The organism is Streptomyces sp. AC558_RSS880 (assembly GCF_019049255.1).
Classification (GTDB): Bacteria; Actinomycetota; Actinomycetes; order Streptomycetales; family Streptomycetaceae; genus Streptomyces.
Window position 1 is genome coordinate 37,003 of sequence record NZ_JAGMUJ010000059.1, and the last position, 20,364, is coordinate 57,366.

Here is a 20,364-nt window from a genome sequence, read left to right on the forward strand (position 1 = left end):
TGGACGACGGGCCAGGCTCTCCGCAGACGAGGAAGACGAGGAGTGGATGTGAGCGAGGAGTACGAGGTCCCTGCCGGCACGACGCAGTATCCGGAGTTCCGGCTGCGGCTGCCCGGCGACGGACCCGAGGCCCGGGGGCGGCTGCTCACGGACAAGGGCACCAACGGCAGTCAGAAGTTCGTCGTCCTGGCCGGGTCGCCCGGCCGTGCGGAGGTCGTGCCCTCGTTCCCGCACCGCATGCCGTCGTCGTACCGGCTGCGGCGACGCCTGATCGACGAGGGCGCACTGGTCGAGTCCGCCACCTGGCCCGGCTGGCTGGAGACGACGCGGGACATCGAGTGCAACTCGCCGTCGGCCGCCGCCGAGATCCTGGTCGGGCGCAGCGCCAACGGGTGGGCGGAGTGGAAGTCGGCCGACGGGCATCCGCTCGCCGACTATCTCGACCAGGTCTGGTGGGGACGCAACCGGGCCTGGCTGGTGCGGGGGTCGAACGTCTCCGGTCTCGATCTCGTGCAGCGGCTGTGGCTGTCCGAAGGGCTGGTCTCCCTCTCGGCCCGCCACCTGCGCAAGGGCGTCGAGCAGGGCATCAGCAAGGACCGCCTGCGCACGGCCGTCGACGAGGACTACACCTCCACCGCCACGTACAACCAGAAACTGCAGCTCGTCGAGGACATGCACGCGTTCCTCTCCCGGATGCGGCCCGGCGACACGATGTGCACGATCTCCGGCGGGCGGCTCTACGTCGGTGAGGTCTCGGGCCCCGCCGAGCAGGTCGACTCCGAGGACGGCCGGTCCCATCTGCGCCGACCCGTGGACTGGGCGGGACAGGGGCATCCCTATGACGAGTTGCCGGAGGAGCTGCAGCAGCGTCTCTCCGCTCAGCACGACGTGGTCGACCTCACCGTGGCCAAGGACCTCATCGACGGACTAGGTCTGAGCGATCAGGACCTGATCGACGAGGCCGAGGCCACCGACCGTGACCCCAGTGTGGAGATCCCCGCTCTCACGGCCCGCCGCGAGCTGGAACTGCCCCGGCCGACGGAGGAACTGGCCGCCGACCTGCTCGTGCACGACACGGCGTGGCTGGAAGAGGTGCGCGACCTGCTCTGGGACGAGCGGCAGCTCGTGTTCTACGGTCCGCCCGGCACCGGCAAGACCTACCTCGCCCTCAAGCTCGCCGAGTTCCTGGGCGGCGGTCCGGAGCAGGTGAAGCTCGTGCAGTTCCACCCCTCCTATTCCTACGAGGACTTCTTCGAGGGGTTCCGGCCGCAGGAGGACCCGGAGACCCGGGAGGTGGCGTTCCGGCTCACCGCCGGGCCGCTGCGCGAACTCGCCGATCTGGCGTCCCGCGAGGGCAACCGGCACATCCCGCACTTCCTGATCATCGACGAGATCAACCGGGCCAACCTCGCGAAGGTCTTCGGTGAGCTGTACTTCCTGCTGGAGTACCGCAACAAGTCGGTGCGGCTGACGTACTCCGGGGACGACTTCGCGCTGCCGCCGAACCTGTTCGTGATCGGCACGATGAACACCGCCGACCGGTCCATCGCCCTCGTCGACGCGGCGATGCGCCGGCGGTTCGCGTTCGTCGAGCTGTCGCCGCGCACCGAGCCGACGAGCGGCCTGCTGCGCCGGTGGCTGGAGCGGGAGGGCAAGGATTCCGAGCCCGCGGACCTGCTCGACGCGCTCAACGCGCGGATCGACGACCCGGACTTCCGCATCGGGCCCTCGTACCTGATGAAGAAGGGCGTGTACCGGGACGGCGGTCTGGAGCGGACCTGGCGGACGAAGATCCTGCCGTTGCTGGAGGAGCACCACTACGGCGAGGGCGTGGACGTCGAGAAGCGGTACGGGCCGGCGGCGTTGCGGGAGTCGCTGGGGTGACGTCGGTCGTCGAGCTCGTCGAGCATGCGCCGGCGGTCGGCGTTGCCCTGCCGGACGGCGTGGGGCGGGCGCTCGCGGCCCTGCGGATCGTGGACGCCGCGCCGGATCCGTACTCCTCCGGGCGCTGGTCGCTGCGGGCCGGGAGCAAGGTCGGGGCCGTCACGGTCACGGTGCCGGGTCACGGCGATCCGCTCACGGTCCGTATCACCCCCAAGGTGCCGATCGTCCGGCTCTTCTTCCTCCTCGGCTACAGCCTCGACCCCGCCGGCGCCTGGCGGGAGGGTGAGGTCGATGTGGCCGAGCACCGGGAGGTGCTGCCCGCGCTCGCCCACGCCGTGGAGCGGCAGGTGGACCGGGCCCTGCGGCAGGGGCTGTTGCAGGGGTACCGGGTGACGGAGGAGACCTCGCCGGTCGTGCGGGGGCGGGTCCGGGAGGCCGAGCAGATACGGCGCCGGTTCGGGGCGACGCTGCCGGTGGAGGTGGTGTACGACGACTTCACGACGGACATCGCGGAGAACCGGATCCTGCGGGCGGCCGTCGAGCGACTGCTGCGGCTGCCCGGGGTTCCGCGCGAGGTGCGCCGGAGGCTGCTGCACCAGCGGGCGCGGCTGGCGGACGTCACGGTACTCGTGCGCGGCCGGCCCCTGCCCGAGTGGCGTCCGAGCCGGCTCAACGCCCGGTACCACCACGCCCTGCGCCTGGCGCGGGCCGTGCTGGAGGACGCCTCCCCGGAGCACGGGCCCGGCGGACTGCGCGTCGAGGGGTTCCTGTTCGACATGAACAAGCTCTTCGAGGACTTCGTGACCGTCGCCCTGCGGGAGGCGCTGCGCGGTTCCGGGTACGTCGCGCGGTTCCAGGACCCACTTCACCTGGACGAGGCGCGGGCGATCCGCATGAAGCCGGACCTCGTCCTCCACGGGCCCGACCGCGCGCCGTGCGCGGTGGCCGACGCCAAGTACAAGGTGGAGAGACCGGGCGGTTACCCGGACGCCGACCTGTACCAGATGCTCGCCTACTGCACGGCCCTCGGGCTGGACGAGGGACACCTGGTGTACGCGAAGGGCAACGCGGACCACGCCGCCCACCGGGTGCGGCACGCGGGCATCGTCCTCCACCAGCACGCCCTGGACCTCGACCAGGACCCGGCGGGGCTGCTCGCCGACGTCGCGGAGGTGGCCGCCCGGCTGGTGAGGACACCGCACGTATGATCAGCTCGCAGTGACCGTCCGGGGTGGGGAGAGCACGTCGTGCCGCAGCTGGCGTTCGCCAACAGTTTCTGGGAGAGCTACGACCTCCTGGAGAAGCCCGTGCGGGCCGGCGTGCGCAAGGCGATGCAGAAGTTCCAGCAGCTCACCGTTCCGGAGCTGCAGGCGGACAAGGGACTGCATCTGGAGTCCGTCGAGAAGGCCCGTGATCCGCGGATGCGGACCATCCGGATCAACGACTTCTGGCGCGGTGTCGTACTCGCCCCCGACGACGGCAGCGATGTGTTCCTGCTCGTCAACGTCGTACGGCACGACGACGCCTACACCTGGGCCGCCAAGCGGCTCTACACCACGAACTCCGCGACGCGGGCGCTCGAGGTCCGCAACGTGGTGGCCATCGAGCAGCTGACGCCGCAGCTGGAGAAGGCCGCCGCGGCTGCGCCCTCATTGCTGTTCGCGCGGTACTCGGACACCGTGCTGCGTGAGCTGGGCCTCGACGACCAGGTGCTCCGCGCGGTGCGGACCGTCATCGACAAACCCCAGCTGGAGGCGTTCGGCAGCCTGTTGCCGGAGGACCAGTTCGAGGTGCTGCAGTACCTCGCCGAGGGGTTCAGCCCCGAGGAGGTCTACCGGGACGTCGTCGCCGTGCGCCGGCCGGTGGCCGCGGGTCCCGATCCGGACGAGAGCCTCGCGGCCGCGATCACCAACACCACCAGCCGGATCACCCTGGTCACCGGCCCGGAGGAACTCGCCGACATCCTGGAGAAGCCCTTCGCGGCCTGGCGGGTCTTCCTGCACCCCTCGCAGCGACGGGTCGCCTACCGGGTGTCCTACGGCGGCCCGGTGCAGGTCACCGGAGGTCCCGGTACCGGGAAGACGGTCGCCGCCCTGCATCGCGTCAAGCATCTGCTCGGGCGCTCCGCGGACACCCGGATCCTGCTCACGACGTACACCAACGCGCTGGCGGCGGCACTGCGCGAAAACCTGTCGCTGCTCCTGGACGGCGACGAGGAGTCGCTGGGGCGGGTGGACGTGACCACGGTCAACGCCTACGCGCACGGCGTCGTGACCCGTCTCGACGGCAAGGCCCCCTCGCCCGTCGGCGACCGCGAGGAGCGGCAGCTGTGGCAGCGGGTGGTCAAGAAGCTCGGGCTGCCGTGGACCGAGCAGTTCCTCGCCCAGGAGTACCGGCACGTCGTCCTCGCCCAGGACCTGCGCGCCCTGGACGACTACCGTGCCGCCTCCCGGCGCGGCCGGGGCAGCTCCCTGGCGCCGAGCAAGCGGGAACAACTGTGGCCCGCCGTCGAGCTGTTCGAGTCGATGCTGCGCGACCGGAAGGAGACCACGCACCTGAAGGTGTGCGCGCGGGCGGCCGAGCTGCTGACCGCTTCGGCGCCCACGCACGACCATGTCGTGGTGGACGAGGCGCAGGACCTGCACCCCGCGCAGTGGCGGGTGCTGCGGGGCGCGGTGGCTCCCGGCAGCGACGACCTGTTCATCACGGGCGACCCGCACCAGCGCATCTACGACTCGAAGGTCTCCCTCGGTTCGCTGGGCATCGCGGTGACCGGGCGCACCCACCGGCTGCGGCTCAACTACCGCAGCACGGAGGAGATCCTGACCTGGTCCACCGGCCTGCTGGGCCCGGTGACGGTGGAGGACCTGGGCGGCGACGGCCACGACACGCTGGCCGGCTACCGCTCGCTGCTGCACGGACGCAGACCGCACACGGCGGGGTACGGGTCGGAGCAGGAGGAGGTCACGGCGCTCGTCGCGCGTGTTCAGGACTGGGTCGCGCAGGGCATCCGCCCCGCGGAGATCGGCGTGTGCGCCCGGTTCAACGTCCTGCTCGACAAGGCGTACGACAAGCTCGCCGCGGCCGGGGTGCCGGTGGTCCGGGTCAGGGACAATCCGGGCGCTGATGTGGACGGGGTGCGGCTCGCCACCATGCACGCCATGAAAGGGCTGGAGTTCCGGTGTGTCGCCGTGCTCGGTGTGACCGCCGGAGCGCTGCCGTTCGGCCGGGAGGTGACGCCGGCCTCCGTGGACGCCCTGCAGCACGAGTCGGATCTGCTGCGGGAGCGGTGCCTGCTGTTCGTGGCGTGCACGAGGGCGCGGGAGGCGCTCGCGGTGTCGTGGAGCGGGACCGCGAGTCCGTTCCTGCTCCGCTGAGGCTCGGTACCGTCTTCGGTGCAATCGATCCCGCTCGGCAGCCGCATACACCTGACCGACCGCTCATCGGACCGCCGCCGACGGACCGTCCCGAAATGGAGCCGGCCGCCGACGCGGCGCTGCACGGCCGGGTTCAGGGCCTGCGAGCGCGGTGGGTCCAACGGCTCGTCCGGCAGCAGCGGAACGCGGCGCGGTCGGTACCGGCCGTGTGATCAAGTGGCGGTCTCCTCCGGCCGTAGCGCGTCCAGGCAGCAGTGGACGAAGTCCTGGACGACGGGGTCGCCGTCGTCGGAGCGGGCCCAGGCGACGCCGACCTGGCTGGGGCTGACGCCTCCGACGGGACGGTAGGTGATACCGGGCCGGGCGTAGAAGCGGGCGGCGGACGCGGGGGCGAGGGCGATGCCGTAGCCGTTGGCGATGGCGCTGAGCCAGTCGTCCGGCTGGTCGGTGACGGCGCCGATGCGGACCGGGTGGCCGTCGCGTTCGTCGATGGCCAGCCAGTGGTCCCGCCACCGGCCGGTCTCGGGCGGAGCGGCCACGAACGGCTCGTCCCACAGGTCCCGGAAGGGAATCGTGTCGCGAGCGGCGAGCGGATGTCCCTCGGGAAGAGCGACCCAGCGGGGCTCGGTGAACAGTACCGCCGTCCGCAGAGCGCTCCGGCCGGGGAAGGGCAGCCGCAGCAGAGCCACGTCGACGTCCCCGTCGGCGAGCCCGGCGCTCGGGTTCGACCAGGCGGCCTGCCGCATGTCCACCCGCCAGCCCGGCCGGCGCCGGGTGAACTCCGCGACGATGCGCGGGGTCGTCTCGTTGGCGGCACTGGCCATGAAGCCGACCCGCAGCAGGCGGGCCGCCCGGCCGGCGGTGTTCTTGGTCTCCCGCAGTGCCCGGTCCCAGTCGGCCAGCAGGGCCGGTACCCGCTCCGTCAGGGTCCGGCCCGGTTCGGTGAGGGTCATGCCGGTGCGGGACCGCGTGAACAGCCGCACTCCGAGCAGGGTCTCCAGTTGCTTGATCTGTTTGGTGAGCGCCGGCTGGGACACGAACAGCCGTTCCGCGGCGTGGGTGAGGGTCCCCTCCTCCGCCACGGCGAGGAAAGAGCGCAGCAACCGAGTGTCCACATCCATGCCCACAGATTATGGGCGCAGGTATTGGACGTCGTTCAAGGTCCCCAGGAGGCTTGGCGAGGTGAGCGTGCCGGGTTCGCCGGACTCACTACGCGCTCGACCGAAGGACGAGGTACATGTTCACCGCCTACGCGATCACCACTGTCGTCACGATCCTGGCCAACGCCGGAATCGCCGCCGCGGACTTCCTCGGGGCCAGGTTCGTCCTCGCCAACTCGGCGGAGGTCGGCCTCCCGCAGACCTGGATCCCGTGGCTCGCCGTGCTCAAGGCCGCGGGGGCCGCCGGTCTCCTCCTCGGGCTCCTGGGTGTCCCGGTCATCGGCGTCGCCGCCGCGACCGGGCTCGTCCTGTTCTACCTCGGCGCCGTCGCCGCGCACATCCGCGCTCGCGTGTACTACAACTTCGCCTTTCCTGGCGGTTATCTGGCTCTGGCCGCTGCGTCCTTCGCCCTTGCCGTCACACGGTGAACGCCGCAGTGCCGCACGACGGGCCATGGCCCGGGGGTCGACTCCCTTCGAGGTCAGGACAGCGGAGGCCGTCGACCGGTGGCGTCCGGCCGACGGCGACGTGATCGGCCCCGGCAGGGAACAGCCGTGCGGTGCGGACCGATGGGGTGGAGTGACGCGGACGGGGACCGGTGACGAGATCGAGGCCCGGTTGCCCTGGCCCGGGGATCCGGCGGCCGTGTCGCGTCCCGGTCCGTGGGGCATCCGAGCGCGGCCGGGGGCCCGGTCCGTCGCGCGGCGACCGACTCGGTTCATGTCCCGCTCCCGGGCGCGTGCGGCGGGGCTGACCGCCCCCGCGGACCGACACGCTCAGCGCAGAAGTGACTTCGGTTCCCGCAGCGCGTGCCACAGTCCCGCCGCGAGCGGTACGACCGTCATGGCGAAGAAGACCCAGAACACGAACTCGGCCCCGGGCGCGAGGTCGTAGACGGTGCCGTCCTCCCACCGGCAGTAGGCGCGCGGCGGGAACGGGGTGGAGATTCCCGAGACCTTCCCGTCCCCGAGGACGCCCTCGCGCATCGGCTCCCTGGGGCAGGGGGCGGTCTCCGGGAACAGGAAGGCGTCGTCCGCCGTCATGATCACGAACCAGGTGACGGCGCCGAGCGGCACCGACCAGAACACCGCGGTCCGCACCCACAACGGCAGCAGCGGATGCGCCAGCAGCCCGCGCAGCGCGACCCAGCCGACCACGAGCCCGACGAAGACCGGGAGCAGCGTCATGACATCACCGCGGTCTTCTTCCGGGCACGGAACTCGGACGCGTGGCCCGCGCCGATGACGAGCAGGGCGGCGGCCAGGGCGAGGGACAAGGTCGCCCCGTTCATCCGGACATGGCCGGGGTCACCGGAGCAGACGGTGCCGTCGTGGCGGGCGCGGTCGAAGCGGAGCGGCAGGTACGAGGACCGGTGGTGGGACAGGCCCTGTTCCGTCTCGGCGTCGAAGCCGTCGCGGCAGGCCGGGGCGGGGATCGAGTCCGCGCCGTCGCCGAACGCCTGCTCCGACATCAGAACCGAGAGGAACCCCGGGGAGTGGACGGCCGCGGCCGTTCCCGCCGCGCGGCGCAGCAGATGCGCCGCCCGGGGCCGGGGCCGACCGTGGAACGCCATCGCGACGATCCCCACCGCGGCGATGAGCGCGCCGGCGGCACAGACCGCGGACAGTCCCAGCCCCGACAGCACGCCCGTCACTCCCCCTCTGAGCCCCGTGTCACGTAGACCCTAGTCCCGCGGGACGTCCCTGATGTACACGCCCCGTCGACTCGGGCCGTGGTTCAGCCGGTCCCCAGTCGCGCCGGCGCCCGTAGGCCCCTGCCTCGTACCTCCAGCCCGTGCCTCCAACCCGTGCCTCCGGTCTGCAAGGTCGTGTGTACGCAGTGACCCCGAGGAGACCAAGTCCCGCCGCGTTCCTCCTCGTCGGCGACCCCTCCGGTCGAGGTGAGCAGGGTCACAGCGCGGGGTCCTCGCTCTCCGCTCACGCCGCGGCGGCGCCCTCCGTGCGCCGTCCCCTCGTCCGGTGTGGCCGGAACTCGTCGGCATACCGCGGGCGTGCACTGCGACAGTGACGACTCCACGCCCGTTCGAGCGCCTGGCTTTCCGCCCCCGGACCAGAGCTCCGGACGATGCGGGGTCGGCCTACGGCCGCACGAACGATTGGCCGGAAGTAGCCGATTGAATACACGGGAAAGGCGGCAAAGCGCGCGACGGACTCACAAAGAGAGAAAACCGGAAGTCCCGCAAAACACTCGGCGACGACGCCGCCCCGTCGCCCGACCTCTCGACTCGTGCCCCTTCCCCCGACATTGCAATTGATCTATGGTCATGGCGACCGCAGTGTTCTCGGGTGACATCACCTCTCAAGACGTGAGCCTTCCATCGAAACCCTTGCACCACGTTTCGCAGTGACGCGGGCCGAATACCCCGGCGGGAATCCCTGACAAGGAGCGCGAGTGAAGACAGTGATACGCATCGGCATTGCGGCTGCCGCCGCCCTGGGCCTCATGGCTGCCGCACCCGCCTCCTCCGCGGCCGAGCACACCTCCGCACGGACGAAGCAGACGAGCACGACGCTCGCGACCGTCGACATCAAGGGCGTTCAGGTCGACGAGAAGGCGTCGAGCGACACGAGACGGATCATCGAGGCCGACGCGCCGGCTGCCGTCGCCGCCGCGAACGTGTGCGGATCCGGCTACACCATCTCCACCGGAGCGTGGCGCTACGACGGCTACGGCACCACGTACACATGGACCAACGGCACGTCCGGGGCCGGGTACTACGACAGGCCGATCTGTGCCGTGTTCTTCAACGACAGCGGCTACACGAAGTACATGGGTGTGCGTCTGCGGTCCAATTACACCGCTGACGCCCCCGCCGAGGACTTCGGCGCCTTCGGCTCCTACGCCGGCCCCGTCTACCAGAAGCGGGGCTACTGCGGGACGGTCTACTCCTACATGGAGGCGTCCAACGGCAACGTTCTCGTCGACCGTACCCAGACGGTCGGGAGCTGCAACTGATCGTGGCCCGCACTCGAGCACGACGTGCTCCGGCGGCGGGGCTCGTGACGTCCGGCGGACATGGACGCGGAAAGCGCATGGTGCGCGGTACCGGCAGGACAATGGCACGCCGCCGTTCCAAGGAATGAACCGGCCGTCCTCGCCGACGTCCCGAGAATCACGCGGTGAAGAATTCCGCCCGTTTATCTCACGTACCGTGCCGTCCCCTTCCGACGCACAGGCACCGGATTCCGCATTCCCGAGCATGTCCCGTCCGGGCAACCGCTGACGACACGGGCGCGCTTTTTCATGCCCGACTTGACTTCGAAACAGCCGCCATCGCTGCGGCTCTCATCACAGAAGGAGTGGCGGACTTGGCCGACGCCAAGGTTCTTGAGGCGCAGCAATGGGTGAATGCCACCTACGGATCTGTCGCCGGATACGTCAGGTGCCCCGAGGACGGGCGCACCGGCTGGTCCACGATGTACGCGCTGACCATGGGGCTCCAGCACGAGTTGGGCATCAGTCCCGTGGTGGCGAGTTTCGGCCCGACCACCCTCTCCAGGCTCCAGGCGCTCGGCGACATCGGCTTCGGCTGGAACAAGAACGCCAACATCGTCCGCATCCTCCAGCACGGCCTGTTCTGCAAGGGCTACTGGGGAGCCAATGGATACGGCGAGTACGGGGCCGTGACCACGGAGGCGGTGAAGGCCCTCCTGGTCGACATGGGCCTGCCCGACGGCGGAACAGGGACGTCCGGCGGCGTCACCACTCCGAAGATCTTCAAGTGCATCCTCAACATGGACGCATACGTCGTCGTCGCCGGCGGAACGGAGAAGATCCGGGCCATCCAGCAGTGGCTCAACAACCGCTACTGGCAGCGGGACGCCTACTCGATCGGCCCGTGCGACGGCATTTACTCCCGGGACGTGCAGAAGTCCCTGGTGATCGCCATCCAGTACGAACTGGGGCTCAGCCCCAACGGCAATTTCGGCCCCGGCACCCAGGCCGGTCTGCGCAGCCATCCCGTGCGGGAGGGCGACTCGGGCATCTTCGTGCAGCTGTTCACCGCGGCCTGCGTCTTCAACGAGCCGGTGATCCTGCGCGGCCTGGACGACTCGGAGGTCCGGACGACGTTCAAGAGCACCTTCGACGCGAAGACCAAGGAGTTCGTCCAGGTCTTCCAGAAGTTCTCCCAGCTGTACGAGTCGGGAGACGCCAACTACGGCGTGGGTGAGTACGACACCTGGTCCCAGTTGCTGGTGTCCATGGGCAACGCGGACCGTGCGGCGACCGGTTCGGACACGAGATTCGAGATCACCGCCTCCCGTGCCCGCTGGCTGTACGACAACGACTACCGCCTGGTCGGCCGCTACCTCTACGATCCGCCGGGGTCCACCCTCGACAAGGAGATCAAACCCGGCGAGCTGCAGACCATCTTCGACGCCGGTCTGCGCGTCTTCCCGATCTATCAGGACAACGCGCGCCGGCTCGCGGACTTCACCTACAGCCAGGGCTTCCAGCACGCCCTGAACGCGCACGACCTGGCAAGCGGGTACGGCTTCAACCGCGGCACGACGATCTACTTCGCGGTCGACTACGACGCCCAGCAGTGGGAGATCGACGGTCAGCCGGAGGGCATCGTCGCCTACTTCAACGGTGTGGTGGCCGGCCTCGCCAGCCGGGGCAAGAAGTACTTCCACGGCGTCTACGGTTCCCGCAACGTCTGCATCAACGTCACCGCCAAGACCGGTGCGCGCTTCTCCTTCGTCTCCGGCATGTCCTGGGGCTTCTCCGGGAACCTCGGCTACCCCCTGCCCGCCAACTGGGCGATCAACCAGATCAAGGAGTTCCAGGTCACCAACGGCTCGGACACCTTCGACCTGGACCGGGACGTCTGGCGGCGCAACGGCGAGCCCGGCGTCCGCTCGGTGAACAACACGGGCGGCCCCGCCGACACGTACATCGCCTACGTGCAGCGTCTCTACGATCACGCCGTCGCGTACAAGGCGTCGAACAACGTCGGCACCAACGCCAGCCGACTGGTGATGGAGTACATCCGTCACGAGAAGTACCGGGGCCTGAAGTGGTGGTGGCTGGCGAACAGCTACGACGAGGACTTCGTCGGGTACTGCGACAGCCGCGGGATGTCGGTCGAGGACTCCTTCACCGACACCGTCACGGGCTACCAGCTCGACGCCACCCACCTGATGGCCACGGCCAACGGCTTCCTGGAGAACTCCGACCCCTCCGACAAGAAGGAGTCCACCGGTGGCGACATCGCCGGCTGGGGCGGGGACATCATGACGTTCTGGGCGGACTGGCGGAACTCGGTGGACGAGTACGCCTCGCCGCTCACGTTCTGCCAGGCCAAGCTGGCCATCCCCGGCACCGTCTCCAGCTTCGGCTACACGGACATGCTGGAGGACGTCGACGGGTACCTGCTGGCCAAGCACGTCGCCGGGGGCGGGAACGTCGTCGACTGGATGAAGGCGCACTACAACAACGGGGGCGCTCTGACCCGCTTCCGCAGCCACTTCGACCGGCGGTGGGAGAACGCCACCAACGCGCGGGCGAGTTGCTGGGACATCCTCGCCGGCCCGTCCGACGTCACCGTCGACGCGGCCCGGCTCGCGCTCATCACGGGCGCGGGCGTCGCCCTGCCGGCGGACTACGTCCTCATTCCCGGCAACACGGAGAAGCTGGCCCAGTTCTGTCAGGGCTTCTCCGACCGTCAGCTCGCCCTCATCGGCCTGGAGAACAGCCTGGCCGCCAAGTACAAGGAGAACCTGGCCGTCTACCGCAAGCAGGCCGCGCAGCGGGCCGCGGCCCGGTAGGTCAGGAAGAACCTGCAGAGTTCAGCCCATGGCCCTCATTCTCATCCCGATTCTCCTGCCCCTCCTGGTCTGCCTGTGGTTCTGGAGCCGCCCGCTGCTCTCCGGCACGTGGCGGCGCAGTCCCGCGTGGTTCACCTGGAGCGCGGTGCTCCTCCTGCTGGGAGCCGGTGTCAGCTACCTCATCGGCTCCCTCGCCGGGGCGTCACTGGACCCGGAGGAGGCGTGCCACAAGGCGGGCCAGACCTACGACCGGGCGTACCGCAGGGCGAACTTCGAGGAGTACACGCGGTGGTTCCCGCTGCACGACAAGTGTCATGCGGGGTACGACCTGGTCCCGGCTTGGGTGAACCCGGTCCTGGTCGTGCTCCCGGTCCTGGCGCTGCTCTGCCTGGCCTGTGCCGTGGGCCTGACCGTCATCCGACTCCGTACCAACAGGAAGGGCACTTCATGACCGCTTTGAGCAGACGCCGTGTGCTCGGTGCCACCGGGAGCCTGGCCGGGGCCGCCGCCCTCGGCCTCCTGGACACGGCCCCGGCCGCGGCCGCCGCCCCGGCCCGGACGGACCGGGCGGCAACCGCCTGGCGCGGCAGCCGCTCGGCCAACGGCTGGAAGATCCTCGACGAGGCCGCGTCCCACACCATCGAGGGCAGCGGCCTGACCGTACGCCTGGCCGACGGCGACGCCGCGACGCTCCTGTTGCACGTCGCCCGGCGTTTCCACTACGAGATCGACCAACTGCGCGAGAAGGACGTGACGGGCCACACCACGTCCCGCGAGGTGCGTCAACCCCACGAGTCGAACTACCTGTCCGGCACGGCGATGGCGATCCGGCCGCACGCCTACCCGCTGGGGGTACGCGGTGGTCTGTACCCGCAGGAGCTGGTGGTGGTGCGGGACATCCTGGCCGAGCTGGACGGTGCCGTCGTCTGGGGCGGTGACTTCACCACGCCCCAGGAGTCGCACTTCGAGATCGCTCTCGGTCCGGCCCACCCGAAGGTGCGGGGCGTGGCTCGCAAGCTCCGGTCCTGGAGGGACGTACCGGGCCTGGGAGCGGGGACGGTCGACGCGTTCGCTCCGGAACGCCGGGCGGCCGTCAAGGCCTTCGGCCGGAGGGACGCCTCGTAGGGTCCGCGCGATCTCCGGCCCGGAGGCCCGGGCCGGAGATCCTGTGGCGGCAGCGCGGAGCATGACCGAAGTGCGGGGCTCCCGCGCCGGGGAAGCGGTTCCCCGAGGGGGGGAGGCCGGACGAGGGGCCGAAGTCGCTGCCCCGGCCGTCCCCCGGACCCGGGCGTCACCCCCTCAGGCCGAGGGCGCCCAGCAGCATCGGCAGCGAGGCGTGCAACTCGCGTTCCCAGTACGCCCAGGCGTGGGTGCCCGGGCCGTAGAAGTGGGTGGTCAGGTGCTTGGCGCCCACGCGTTCCAGCTCGGCGGCCAGGGCGTGGTTCTGGCGGTTGAAGTCGGCCTCGAGGGCGCTGGTGCCGCCCGGCGGGTCCAGGGGGCCGGTGGTGCCGTCGCCGCAGGACAGGTACACGGGGATCGACTTGAGTCGTTCGGCCAGGTGGAAGGGGTCGTGAGCCTGCCATATGCGGCGTTGCGCGACCGGGTCGCCCCAGACGCGCAGCGGGTCGCCGCCCTGACCGGCGAAGAATCCCATGATGCGGTCGACCGACTCGTCGTCGAGGAGGGGGTGGGCCGAGCCGGAGTACGCGGCGGTCGCCCTGAACATGCCGGGGTGCCGGGCGGCGTACAGCAGGGCGCCCTGGCCTCCCATCGACAGTCCGGCGACGACGCGGTTGCGGCCGGCGCCCCAGTCGCGTTCGAGGAGGTGGCGCAGCTCGGCCGTGTGGAAGGTCTCCCACGCCGGGTCGCCGCCCTCGCCGTGGTTCCACCAGTCGCTGTACCAGCCGTTCCAGCCGGCCTCCGGCATGACGACCAGGACGTCGCGCAGGCTGTCCGTCTCCGCGACGTCGGTCATGGCGGTCCACGAGGTGTAGTCGCCGCAGCAACCGTGCAGGAGCCACAGGGTCGGCCAGTGCCGGCGTCGGTCGCCGGGGTTCCAGCCGTCGGGGGTGAGGAGGCGGACCTCGACCGTACGGCCGCCCAGGGCCGCCGACCTCACCGACAGGTCGACCTGCCGGTCGGCGACTTGGGTGACGGCGACGACCTCGGCGCCGCGCGCATGCGGCGAACGGGACGGGGCCTCGGCCCCCTGCCCCGTGACGGCGTGTGCCGGTGCGGTGGGCGCGAGGGTGAGGAGGACCGTGGCGAGGACGAGCAGGGCTCTGGAGCGGAGGGTCAGGAGGGCGGTCGTGGTCGCTGACAAGGCGGCTCCCTGGGGTGCGGTTCGACCGGGCTGGACGCACGAGCGCGTCGGAACTGCCCTTCCCACGGACGGTCACGACGATGCGTCCGGGCGGCCGTACCGTCACCCGGCTCCCCTGAGGGGCGCCGCCGCGCCGCCTACAGTCCCGCCCGTGCCAGCAGCACCGGCAGGGCCTCCGGCTTCACCTTCTGTACCGATCTCACCTGGCCCAGGCCCAGTTCCCCGCGGCTCACCGGGTCGCGGTACAGGGCCTTCGTCGCCTCGGTCAGCAAGGTCACCGGGACCAGGAAGGGGACGTCGGGGTCCTCGTCGTCCGGGCGGGGCTCCTCGTCGACCTCGGCCACCGCGGCGACCGCCGCCTCGGGCCGCGCGAAGTAGAACCAGAGGCGGTCGCCCGGCTCCATCCGGTTGCGGCGGCTGAGCCAGAGCTCCAGTTCCGGTTCCTCTTCGGCGAGTTGGAGCATCGTCTCCCTGTCGGACGGCTCCCCGTCCAGCGTGTCCTTTCGCGGATCGAGGATGTAGATCCAGTCCGCCATGGAATCCCCTTCGGTCAGGACGCTCGGCCCGCGTGAAGACGCATCGGTGCAGCGACTCATGGTGCCAGACACCCGAGGGATGCGCGTACACGTTTTCGACACGAAGGTGTCAGGTGCCGGGTTTCAGTGCCCCGTTGCTGAGCCCGTCCCGCGCCAGTGCCGCGATCTGCCGGCTGAGTTCCGCCACCCGCCGGGCCCGCTCCTCGAACTCGCGCAGCGCGTGGAAGGCGGTCCCGTAGCCGCGCTGTGCGGTGATGTCCATCTGCGGGATGCGGGCGCCCTTGCTGTCGAGGCGGAAGGTGCCGCTGGCGGTGGTGGAACGGCGGCTGTTGGCGGCGCTGTGCAGGAAGCCCTGGAGGAAGTCCGTGTCGAGCTGGTCGCTGACCGAGACCGGTTCCGGGTCCGCGTACTCGACCAGCCCGGCCCTGATCAGGTCGGCGACGCTGACACTGGGGCCGTCCAGGGCGCCGGTGCCCTCGCCGGCGACCAGGGCGGGGAGCAGTTCGGCCAGGCGCCGCACCTGTTCGGTCAGCTCCTGGCGCAAGGTGTCGTACTCCGTCACGTAGTCGCGGTGCGACTCCTCGACGTGACGGCTCGGGGTGAGGTCGACCAGGTCGTCGAGCAGATCGATCTGGGGGACCTCGGTGATCTGCTGGGGCCGCGGCTCCAGGGGGTCGTCCGGGTCGTTGGACGTGAGGTCGACCATGCGTACGGCGGTGGCCGCGTCGTCCGGCGACGTCGGGCGCCGCAGGTGCCACAGGTGCACGGGGAGGGAGTGTGCGGCGGCCGTGCCCGGGGCCAGCGCGGTGACCTGGGTGAGGATGCCCCGGCGGACGAGCTCGGCGCGGATGCGGCGGCCGGCCTTGCGGTAGGCCACCGAGGCGGGCATGACCATGACGACACGGCCACCGGGCGCGGTGTGCGCGTAGGCGTGCTGGAGCCAGGCGAGTTCGCCCTCCGCGCGGGAGGGGGTGCCGAGCTCCCAGCGGGGGTCGAGGAGGAGGTCCTCCCGGCCCCAGTCGGTGTCGCTGACCGGCGGATCGCAGACGACGAGGTCGGCCTTGAGGCCGGACCACTGGTCCGCGCGCAGGGAGTCACCCTGCTTGATCTCGGTACGGGGAAGTCCCGCGAGGTCGGCCCGCGACTGTGCGAGGCGTGCGCTGCGGGCGTCCGCTTCCTGGCCGCACCGCCTGGCGCCCTGTCCGGCGCCGACGGCGAGCAGGAGAGTACCGATTCCGCAGGCGGGATCGAAGAGTACGGCGTCGGCGGCCACGTCGCCCGCGAAGTGCCGGACGGCCCGGACCACCCGGGGCGAGGTCACCTGGTCCGAGCCCGCTCGCCGCACGGACTCCGTGAAGCGCTCGGCGAGGCCGTTCACCACGTCCGCGGCGGAGCCGCTGCCGGCCATCCGGCGGGCGAGCCGGACCCCCTGCTCGGGCAACGCGGCCGGCGCCTCCTCCCCGGGGGCGGCGAGGACGTGCGCGATGTCCGCGAGCCCGCCGAGGATGTCGTCGCCGTAGGCACCCCGCAGCACCTGCCACAGCTGGACCTCGTCGGTGACGTCCTGTCCCTTGCTCTGCTTGTCCAGCCAGGCCTGGACCTCGGCCAGGTCGAAGAGGGGGCTGTTGGCGCCGCCGCCGACCGGCGCCGGGAAGTCGTCGTACCGCCGTCGCCAGTTCGACACGGCGGCGCGGGTGACACCCGCGATACGGGCGATCTCGGAGCCGGTGACCAACGGGTTCGTCGGCGTGGCCGGGGTCTGTGGCATACCGGCTACGGTACACAGCGTCCCGGCCGCGTATCAATGAAAGACGGCCGTTGACGACGTCAACGACGATCGTTCTGCCCGCCGCCTCCGCGCCCGCCCCGGGCAGGGGGCGTTGTCAGTGGCTGCCGATAGCTTGATCTCGTTGCGCCGCTCTGGCGTTGACGTCCCCTTTCGCATGCATGGGAGATGGTGCGTTGTCGGTCCGGGAGAAGTCGAGCACGGCACGGGTGGTGCCGTCCGCGCGGCCGCGGAAGCTCGCGAAGGTGCCGTTCGTGGAGCTGGCCGACGGGCGGCTGCAGGGTGTGGTGTCCAGCGGGTCGGACATCGGGCGGGTGTACGTCTCGTCGGTCGAGGCGGGGACGTACGCGTTCGCGTGCAGCACCAACAACAACCGGCCCTGCGGCGGGGCGCGCGGGTGGTTCTGCAACCACATACGCGCGCTCGTCGGTGAGGCCGTGCTGCAGTACGGCGTCGAGCGGGTGGCCCGGTACCTGAAGGTCGAGGTCACCGGTGAGGCGCCCGACGCGGACTCCGTCACCGACGCGATGACCGCCACGCGGCCCGCCCAGGGCGACAGTTCGGCGGCGGCGCAGGTGTTCAGCCGGTTCCTGCGGCACCTCGCGTACCTCGAACTCGCCCCGGTCACCGCCCCGTTGCCCGAAATGCAGTGGTTCCCGACGACGAGGGCGGTGGCCTGATGCGTGCCGATCTGCTGACCGACGCCGTCGACGGGCTCGACGAGGCCCTCGCGGCCGTGGACGGTTTCGACGAGGTCCTGGTCGCCGGTCTGCTGCGTCCGCAGCCCGCCCAGGCGAGCGGGCTGGCCGCCCTCGCGGACGCCGTCGCCGGGTCGCCGCTGGCGGCGCGGGTCGCCGAGGCGGCCGAGAAGACGGCCGCCGGGGCGGCCGGCGAGGATCACTTCGTGGCGCTCGCGGCCGCTCGCACCGCCCTGCTCGGTTCCGTGCACGACGCGCTCTTCCAGCGGGTCGAGGAGGCCGTCGGGCGGGCGCGGGACGGGGAGAGCGGCACGGCCGCGGCCGGCGGGGAGGAACATGGGGTCAACCTGCGTGCCGCCGCCCGTAGTTGGCTGTGCGATCTCGCGCGGGCCGGCTGGCACGGTATCGATCACGAGCTGGTCGCCGGTGCCGCGCCCGTCGTGTCCGCCATGCTGCCCGACCCGGCACTGCGCCGCCTGGCCACGCTGCTCGACGGCTTCGCCGCCGAACTCGCCGCCTCCTGTCCCGGCGCGTCCCTGGAGCACGTTCCCGTACGTCGATGGGCCGACCTGTGGTCGCGCGCCATGCTGCTGACCCTGCCCGGCGCGGCGTCCGCCCCCGCGGTCACCGGGGCGACCGGCCGGCTGCTGCCGCTCGGGGTCGACGTGCAGGAGCACGCCACCGCCGTACAGGCGCAGGTGCACGCGGTGTTCGAGCCGGCGGACGGCGGCACGGCCCGGCTGGTGCGGGCCAGTGTGTCCGCGCCGAAGCCCGACACCGTCGTCGGGGCGGGGCTGTGGCAGCTGCTCCGGCCGCACATGTCCCTGCTGGCCGCCGTGAGCGAGGGGCGTGCCATGGAGCTCGACGCGATGCCCGTCACCGGTGAGGGCGATCTGCTGTGGGACGACGCCCGGGCGCGTGCGGGCGAGCCCGCCGAGGCGTTCGCCACCGCGCGGGTGGCGCTGCCCGCCGCCGTCGCCTTCGCGACCGCTCCGCTCGACCGGCATCCGGCCCGCATCGCCGTGCCCGTCCTGCTGGAGGGGTACGCCGTGGAGGAGGACGAGGGCGGGGTGGCTTTCCGGGTCGCCGGGGAGCGGCTCCCCGTCGACACCGACCGGGTTCCGGCCGCCGGTCCGCTCACCCCCGAGGTCGTCGCCTCGTCCGGTGCGTGTGTCGGGCTGCTGCGCTGGGACGCCGGGGAGTTCCTGCTCCAGCCGCTCGCCGTCGAGCGGACCGTGCGGAAGAAGGCCGTCGCCGTGCACGCCGGGGCGTGGGCCGGAGGTACGACCGACAAGGCCGGGGTGCGGGCCGAGAAGGCCGCCACCGACGCCGTCAAGGTGCTGCGCGAGCGTGCCGGAAAGCTGCTGCGGAAATGAGCGGGCAGACCATCGGAGGGGCCTGCGCGCCCGATCCCGACGAGAACCGGCGGCAGGTGCTGTACTGGCGGCTGCTGGCCCGGCTCTTCGACCCCGAGGAGCAGGCGTCCCTGGAGTCGGCGAGTCTCGCCGTCGTCGAGGACATCGGCCTGCCGGCCGCGCTGCTCGACCCGGGGGCGTCCGTCGACTCCGTCGTGCAGCGGCACCCGGAGCTGGCCGCCGAGTTCGACGGGCTGATGACGCCCGAGCCGGACGGGGACGGTGCGCGTGACCGGGCCGCCGAGGTGCGGCGTGCGGCGCTCGCGTCGAAGGTGCTGTTGAACGTCTTCGCCACCGGCTCCGGTGCCGTCACCGCCGAGCAGCTGGCGCGCTGGCAGTCCGACGCGGGCTGGCTGGAGCGGGCGCTGGGCTGCCGGCCCGGTGAGCTGCGCGGCGGACGCGGCGGCGTCAACCGCGCGGGAGCCGGGCAGGGCGTCAGCCCGACCGGCACCGGTTTCGGCGCGCCCACACCCGACCTCAGCCGCCTCGTTCCCCAGATCGGGCCGGAGCTCGGCTCCATCGAGGCCGGTCTCGTCAAGCGCATGCGGCTGCGCGAGGTGCTGGCCGATCCCGCGCTGGCCTCGCGGCTGACGCCGAGCATGTCGCTGATCGAGCAGTTGCTGCGCGACAAGAACAACCTCTCCGGTGTCGCCCTCGCCAACGCCAAGGCGCTGATCCGGCGTTACGTCGACGAGGTCACCGAGGTGCTGCGCACCCAGGTGGAGAAGGCCACGGTCGGTGAACTCGACCGGTCCGTCCCGCCCAAGCGCGTCTACCGCAACCTCGATCTCGACCGCACCATCTGGAAGAACCTCACCAACTGGGACCCGGAGGAGGAGCGGCTCTACGTCGACCGGCTCTACTACCGGCACACCAGCCGCAAGACGACACCCCAGCGGCTGATCGTGGTCGTGGACCAGTCGGGTTCGATGGTGGACTCGATGGTCAACTGCACCATCCTGGCGTCCATCTTCGCCGGGCTGCCGAAGGTGGACGTCCACCTGATCGCGTACGACACGCAGGCGCTGGACCTCACGCCCTGGGCACACGACCCGTTCGAGACGCTGCTGCGGACCAAGCTCGGCGGCGGCACCGACGGCACCGTGGCGATGGCGCTCGCCCAGCCGAAGATCGCCGAACCGCGCAACACCGTCGTGGTGTGGATCTCCGACTTCTACGAATGGCGCACGGAGGAGCTGTTCGAGAGCATGGCCGCCATCCACCGTTCGGGGGCGAAGTTCATCCCGGTGGGTTCGGTGACCAGCTCCGGGCGCGGCAGCGTCAACCCGTGGTTCCGGGAGAAGTTCAAGGACCTCGGCACGCCGGTGATCTCCGGCCACATCAAGAAGCTCGTGCACGAACTCAAGACGTTCCTCACCTGATCGACGCAGCG

The 20,364-nt window shown here is 71.1% G+C and carries 17 protein-coding genes; 11 read left to right on the forward strand and 6 right to left on the reverse strand.

The features are described from left to right. Nucleotides 1-48: 48 nt before the first annotated feature. Genes KUM38_RS20370 through KUM38_RS20380 form a run of 3 tightly spaced genes read left to right on the forward strand, consistent with a single transcriptional unit; the run spans nucleotide 49 to nucleotide 5,261 of the window. A complete protein-coding gene (locus tag KUM38_RS20370) occupies nucleotides 49-1,884 on the forward strand; it encodes a DUF4357 domain-containing protein (protein WP_217130835.1) in 1,836 nt (611 codons plus the stop codon). Beyond that, entirely contained in the window at nucleotides 1,881-3,092 is a 1,212-nt protein-coding gene (locus KUM38_RS20375; RefSeq protein WP_217130836.1) for an McrC family protein, read from the forward strand. The genes KUM38_RS20370 and KUM38_RS20375 overlap by 4 nt, the downstream gene beginning before the upstream one ends. A 39-nt stretch (nucleotides 3,093-3,131) precedes the next feature. Then, entirely contained in the window at nucleotides 3,132-5,261 is a 2,130-nt protein-coding gene (locus tag KUM38_RS20380) for a UvrD-helicase domain-containing protein (protein ID WP_217130837.1), read from the forward strand. Nucleotides 5,262-5,473: 212 nt separating this feature from the next. Here KUM38_RS20380 and KUM38_RS20385 read toward each other — a convergent pair whose 3' ends face one another. Next, on the reverse strand, nucleotides 5,474-6,382 hold the full coding sequence (locus KUM38_RS20385; protein WP_217130838.1) for a LysR family transcriptional regulator: 909 nt from the start codon (nucleotides 6,380-6,382) through the stop codon (nucleotides 5,474-5,476). Nucleotides 6,383-6,498: 116 nt separating this feature from the next. On the opposite strand from KUM38_RS20385, the gene KUM38_RS20390 reads away from it, so the two are divergent. After that, nucleotides 6,499-6,849, forward strand: coding sequence for a DoxX family protein (locus KUM38_RS20390; RefSeq protein ID WP_217130839.1), 351 nt, complete (start codon nucleotides 6,499-6,501; stop codon nucleotides 6,847-6,849). 348 nt (nucleotides 6,850-7,197) lie between these two features. Here KUM38_RS20390 and KUM38_RS20395 read toward each other — a convergent pair whose 3' ends face one another. Continuing rightward, nucleotides 7,198-7,608 (reverse strand): hypothetical protein, encoded by a 411-nt coding sequence (locus tag KUM38_RS20395; protein WP_217130840.1) that lies wholly within the window; start codon nucleotides 7,606-7,608, stop codon nucleotides 7,198-7,200. Further along, complete coding sequence (locus KUM38_RS20400) at nucleotides 7,605-8,066, reverse strand: hypothetical protein (protein WP_308409000.1); 462 nt, start codon at nucleotides 8,064-8,066, stop codon at nucleotides 7,605-7,607. The genes KUM38_RS20395 and KUM38_RS20400 overlap by 4 nt, the downstream gene beginning before the upstream one ends. Before the next feature lie 767 nt (nucleotides 8,067-8,833). On the opposite strand from KUM38_RS20400, the gene KUM38_RS20405 reads away from it, so the two are divergent. The 4 genes from KUM38_RS20405 (at nucleotide 8,834) to KUM38_RS20420 (ending at nucleotide 13,338) form a co-directional block, all read left to right on the forward strand. Beyond that, complete coding sequence (locus KUM38_RS20405; protein ID WP_217130842.1) at nucleotides 8,834-9,397, forward strand: hypothetical protein; 564 nt, start codon at nucleotides 8,834-8,836, stop codon at nucleotides 9,395-9,397. A gap of 353 nt (nucleotides 9,398-9,750) precedes the next feature. Then, on the forward strand, nucleotides 9,751-12,213 hold the full coding sequence (locus KUM38_RS20410; RefSeq protein ID WP_217130843.1) for a glycoside hydrolase domain-containing protein: 2,463 nt from the start codon (nucleotides 9,751-9,753) through the stop codon (nucleotides 12,211-12,213). 28 nt (nucleotides 12,214-12,241) lie between these two features. Then, nucleotides 12,242-12,664 (forward strand): hypothetical protein, encoded by a 423-nt coding sequence (locus KUM38_RS20415; protein WP_217130844.1) that lies wholly within the window; start codon nucleotides 12,242-12,244, stop codon nucleotides 12,662-12,664. Then, nucleotides 12,661-13,338 carry a hypothetical protein gene (locus tag KUM38_RS20420; RefSeq protein ID WP_217130845.1) on the forward strand — a complete coding sequence of 226 codons (678 nt, stop codon included), beginning with the start codon at nucleotides 12,661-12,663 and terminating at the stop codon, nucleotides 13,336-13,338. The genes KUM38_RS20415 and KUM38_RS20420 overlap by 4 nt, the downstream gene beginning before the upstream one ends. A 166-nt stretch (nucleotides 13,339-13,504) precedes the next feature. Here KUM38_RS20420 and KUM38_RS20425 read toward each other — a convergent pair whose 3' ends face one another. From KUM38_RS20425 to KUM38_RS20435, 3 genes are all read right to left on the reverse strand, one after another. After that, nucleotides 13,505-14,536: an alpha/beta hydrolase family protein gene (locus KUM38_RS20425; protein ID WP_217130846.1), complete on the reverse strand. Its 1,032-nt coding sequence runs from the start codon at nucleotides 14,534-14,536 to the stop codon at nucleotides 13,505-13,507. A 137-nt stretch (nucleotides 14,537-14,673) separates the two neighbouring features. Beyond that, entirely contained in the window at nucleotides 14,674-15,072 is a 399-nt protein-coding gene (locus KUM38_RS20430) for an EVE domain-containing protein (RefSeq protein WP_217130847.1), read from the reverse strand. Between the two features lie 109 nt (nucleotides 15,073-15,181). Next, nucleotides 15,182-16,840 carry an N-6 DNA methylase gene (locus KUM38_RS20435; protein WP_217130848.1) on the reverse strand — a complete coding sequence of 553 codons (1,659 nt, stop codon included), beginning with the start codon at nucleotides 16,838-16,840 and terminating at the stop codon, nucleotides 15,182-15,184. Between the two features lie 179 nt (nucleotides 16,841-17,019). Here KUM38_RS20435 and KUM38_RS20440 point away from each other — a divergent pair, with 179 nt between their 5' ends. The 3 genes from KUM38_RS20440 to KUM38_RS20450 are packed head-to-tail and all read left to right on the forward strand — an operon-like array spanning nucleotide 17,020 to nucleotide 20,353. Then, entirely contained in the window at nucleotides 17,020-17,538 is a 519-nt protein-coding gene (locus tag KUM38_RS20440; protein ID WP_217130849.1) for a hypothetical protein, read from the forward strand. Further along, on the forward strand, nucleotides 17,538-18,932 hold the full coding sequence (locus KUM38_RS20445; RefSeq protein WP_217130850.1) for a hypothetical protein: 1,395 nt from the start codon (nucleotides 17,538-17,540) through the stop codon (nucleotides 18,930-18,932). The genes KUM38_RS20440 and KUM38_RS20445 overlap by 1 nt, the downstream gene beginning before the upstream one ends. Continuing rightward, nucleotides 18,929-20,353, forward strand: coding sequence for a VWA domain-containing protein (locus KUM38_RS20450; protein WP_217130851.1), 1,425 nt, complete (start codon nucleotides 18,929-18,931; stop codon nucleotides 20,351-20,353). Before KUM38_RS20445 ends, KUM38_RS20450 begins: the two co-directional genes overlap by 4 nt. Nucleotides 20,354-20,364: the final 11 nt, after the last annotated feature.

Coding starts and splice junctions, on each gene's coding strand:
- KUM38_RS20385 (WP_217130838.1), bottom strand. CDS start 6,382: ATGGATGTGGACACTCGGTTGCTGCGCTCTTTCCTCGCCGTGGCGGAG.
- KUM38_RS20390 (WP_217130839.1), top strand. CDS start 6,499: ATGTTCACCGCCTACGCGATCACCACTGTCGTCACGATCCTGGCCAAC.
- KUM38_RS20395 (WP_217130840.1), bottom strand. CDS start 7,608: ATGACGCTGCTCCCGGTCTTCGTCGGGCTCGTGGTCGGCTGGGTCGCG.
- KUM38_RS20415 (WP_217130844.1), top strand. CDS start 12,242: ATGGCCCTCATTCTCATCCCGATTCTCCTGCCCCTCCTGGTCTGCCTG.
- KUM38_RS20420 (WP_217130845.1), top strand. CDS start 12,661: ATGACCGCTTTGAGCAGACGCCGTGTGCTCGGTGCCACCGGGAGCCTG.
- KUM38_RS20430 (WP_217130847.1), bottom strand. CDS start 15,072: ATGGCGGACTGGATCTACATCCTCGATCCGCGAAAGGACACGCTGGAC.
- KUM38_RS20435 (WP_217130848.1), bottom strand. CDS start 16,840: ATGCCACAGACCCCGGCCACGCCGACGAACCCGTTGGTCACCGGCTCC.
- KUM38_RS20440 (WP_217130849.1), top strand. CDS start 17,020: ATGGGAGATGGTGCGTTGTCGGTCCGGGAGAAGTCGAGCACGGCACGG.
- KUM38_RS20445 (WP_217130850.1), top strand. CDS start 17,538: ATGCGTGCCGATCTGCTGACCGACGCCGTCGACGGGCTCGACGAGGCC.
- KUM38_RS20450 (WP_217130851.1), top strand. CDS start 18,929: ATGAGCGGGCAGACCATCGGAGGGGCCTGCGCGCCCGATCCCGACGAG.